Source organism: Pseudomonas zhanjiangensis, assembly GCF_041027545.1.
Taxonomy (GTDB): domain Bacteria; phylum Pseudomonadota; class Gammaproteobacteria; order Pseudomonadales; family Pseudomonadaceae; genus Aquipseudomonas; species Aquipseudomonas zhanjiangensis.
On record NZ_JBFTEG010000046.1, the window covers coordinates 1 to 2872 of the forward strand.

A 2872-nucleotide genomic window follows, 5' to 3' on the forward strand; every position below is an offset into this window, starting at 1 on the left:
AGCACCAAGGCGGCTGCCTCGCGTTTGAACTCGGCGGAAAACGTACGTCGTTGTTTGCTCATCAGACACCTCTCTCACGGCGAGGATTTTCGCCTAAATCGGTGTCCGGGATCAGTAGACCACTACACTCTCGGGGGAGAAGGCATCCGTGACCTTTGACCTGCCACAGGAGACCGGCTGGGTGGGCCTGGTCGTCGAAGACAGCCAGGAGAACAAGGCGTTCACCAACCCGGTCTGGTTGAAGCTGGTTGAGAAAGAGCAGTTCTGATCGAGCGTTTCACTGGCACAGAATGCCCGAGGCGCAACGCCTCGGGCATTCAACTTTCGACCCAATACCCTCTCGCACACTGCGCCAGGCCATAACCGTCAGGCAGCGGCTGCCGGCATCTCCTCTAATCGCCCTGCTTTCTATTGCCTGACGAATGCCTGTTCACCACGCGCACTTCCCGCTGCGGGAAGGGTATTTCGAAGCCGTGTTCCTGCAGCGCCTCAAGAATCATCAGCAACAGGTCCCCGCCTACGCGGTTCTTGCCGTCATCGACGCCCTCCATCCAGAACTCGACGAACATATTGATTCCGGACTCGCCGAAGCTGTCGATCTCGCAATCGGGGCGTTCCTCGAAGGGCACGTCCTCGCCGCTGAACACCTGCGGGTGACTGGCCACCACCTCCTTGATGATCTCCACCAGCTTCCTGACATCGGAATGGTATGCAACTGAGAAATCGACCCGATAGCGCTGGCTTTTGTCCTTGTGCGTCCAATTGGTGAATATCTCGGCGATGAACTTCTCGTTCGGCACCACGACATCCTTGCCGTCGAAGGTTTCCAGCGTGGTCGAGCGCATATTCAACTCGCGCACGAAACCGGTGCGCCCGTCTTCGAGTTCGACATAGTCGCCAATCGACACGGAGCGATCCATCAGGATGATGATTCCCGAGATGAAGTTGGAGGCGATCGCCTGCAGCCCGAAGCCGAGACCGACCCCCAGTGCGCCACCGAACACCGCGAGGGTGGTGAGGTTGATGCCCATGATCTGCAGCAACAACAGGAAGATCAGGAAGAATATCGCCACCTCGTACAGCTTCGCGGCCACTTCCCGGGTACGTACATCCAGGTTCTCCTGGTGCGAGATGAAGTCGCGACCGGTTTGGCTGCTGACACGCCCGAGCCAGAACAGGATGGAGCCGAAAATCGCAACGCGGGCAATGCCGTAGACCGAAATTTCGATATTGCCGAGATTGACCGAGATCGATTCGAGTATCTCGATCAAGCCGCCGAGCAGGCCGACCAGGTGCAGAAACAACAGCGGAATACCCAACCACCTGAAGGCCATGGCCAGAAACTTGTTGCGGACAAAGTTATGGATGATCGAATAGGCAATCAGGAGGATGGATATGATGAGCGCAAGCTGCACCAACCAGCCCTGATTCAACAGGGTCTCGCTTATTTCAACCGATATTCGCAACATCAGAATAGCGACTGTTGGAAAGATCAAGGCACCCAAGCGACTGATAAATTTGCGAACGGGATGAACGGCGGCCTCGTCGTAATGAGCATCGAGGATAGGCGCATACTTCCTGATGCGCTGAGCGACCAGCCAGGCGACGGCGTAAATTGCCAGAACGATAGCGACCTGCGTATAGGTTTCCGGCTGAAACACTACCTCCACCGCCTTATGGACAGCCTGCTCTACTTTATCGTCGAGATTATCCAGCATCATTTTCGGCAACCTTTATGCTACCCAACAGACCGTCCAAAGCAATTCAGAGAGCGCTGTTTATTAGCGCCGCGCGCTCAATCAAACAGCAGTATAGACAGCATCGATCTTTTCGGTGCCTTGGGCGGAGAAGCCGCTAAATACCCGTCATTTGGCTGGCAAGTCCATATAAAACGAGGGGGTGAACTACCAGACCCCCGAGGCCCGCTCTGCCCCATTACCAACCAGAAATAACTTTTTACGGTGGCGCCTATCGGCCACAACAAGGAGGCGGGCGGGTCATCAGCAGGCGAATTTTTATGGGATTGAGGCGAGCGGCGCGAGACTTTAGAAACAAGCGAGTCCTGCAACGGAACAAGGCCGATAACAATGTTGATCTACGTGATCGTTTGAACGCTTGCCCCCCGCTGCGCGAACTACGGAGTGGCCAGGGCGGCAACGCCCAACACAGGCCGGATATACGAATGCAACCGCACTGAGCACAGGGCTGGAAAAGCTATTGCTCACTGCTTGTGGGGATAGTCCATATACACTTGTTAGGAGTCGCTATTAAAAGCCACAGTACATTACTGTGCTGCATACAAGCATTTGATTTATGGCCAGACCCATAAATGTACTTGCGGCAATAGCTGTGACTACATAGGCCGCTTGGGATTTTAATTTGTTTTTAATATGTAACGCACCAATGACGGCCCCAATCGCAGCGCCAGGTAAGGAAAATAAGTAACCAAGCCACGCCATAGAGTCGGGGCCATTCAAATAATTCCACGAATAAAAAGCAGCAAGATATAGAGCTGAAACCAATGCTGCACCCGAGATAACTGCTGGACGCGAAGATACTATTACTGGAAGTAGAAATACGCCTACTTGGGGGAGCCAGAAATAAATAAAGTTTCCAAAAAAATATGAGCCTGCTGGAGCAATAGTAGCTGCAACAAGAACACCTAGAAGCACGCAAAGAATAGCTGCTGGTTTTTCATCTATGGAGTAACGCATGACGTCCTTGTGACTCCTAACGTTTGGTTAAGGAAGGTCTGAATTAGCCCGGTATTTCCCACCGACTTCAGCCTTCGCCGTTTTTGAAAGCGGGCCGTCGATCAAAATCGACCAGATGGCCTACCCACTTTTTCGTTTTTGACCGTCGCGAGTACCTC

At 53.5% G+C, this 2872-nt stretch carries 2 protein-coding genes; both read right to left on the reverse strand.

Translation table 11 applies throughout. The annotated features are described in order from the left end of the window. Positions 1-392: 392 nt before the first annotated feature. Entirely contained in the window at positions 393-1721 is a 1329-nt protein-coding gene (locus tag AB5S05_RS21985; RefSeq protein WP_369289628.1) for a mechanosensitive ion channel family protein, read from the reverse strand. A gap of 546 nt (positions 1722-2267) precedes the next feature. Next, positions 2268-2714, reverse strand: a complete 447-nt coding sequence (locus AB5S05_RS21990) for a hypothetical protein (protein WP_369289629.1) — start codon at positions 2712-2714, stop codon at positions 2268-2270. Between the last annotated feature and the right edge of the window lie 158 nt (positions 2715-2872).

Excerpts from the sequence above, each read along its gene's own strand:
- AB5S05_RS21985 (WP_369289628.1), bottom strand. The coding sequence starts at position 1,721 with ATGATGCTGGATAATCTCGACGATAAAGTAGAGCAGGCTGTCCATAAG.
- AB5S05_RS21990 (WP_369289629.1), bottom strand. The coding sequence starts at position 2,714 with ATGCGTTACTCCATAGATGAAAAACCAGCAGCTATTCTTTGCGTGCTT.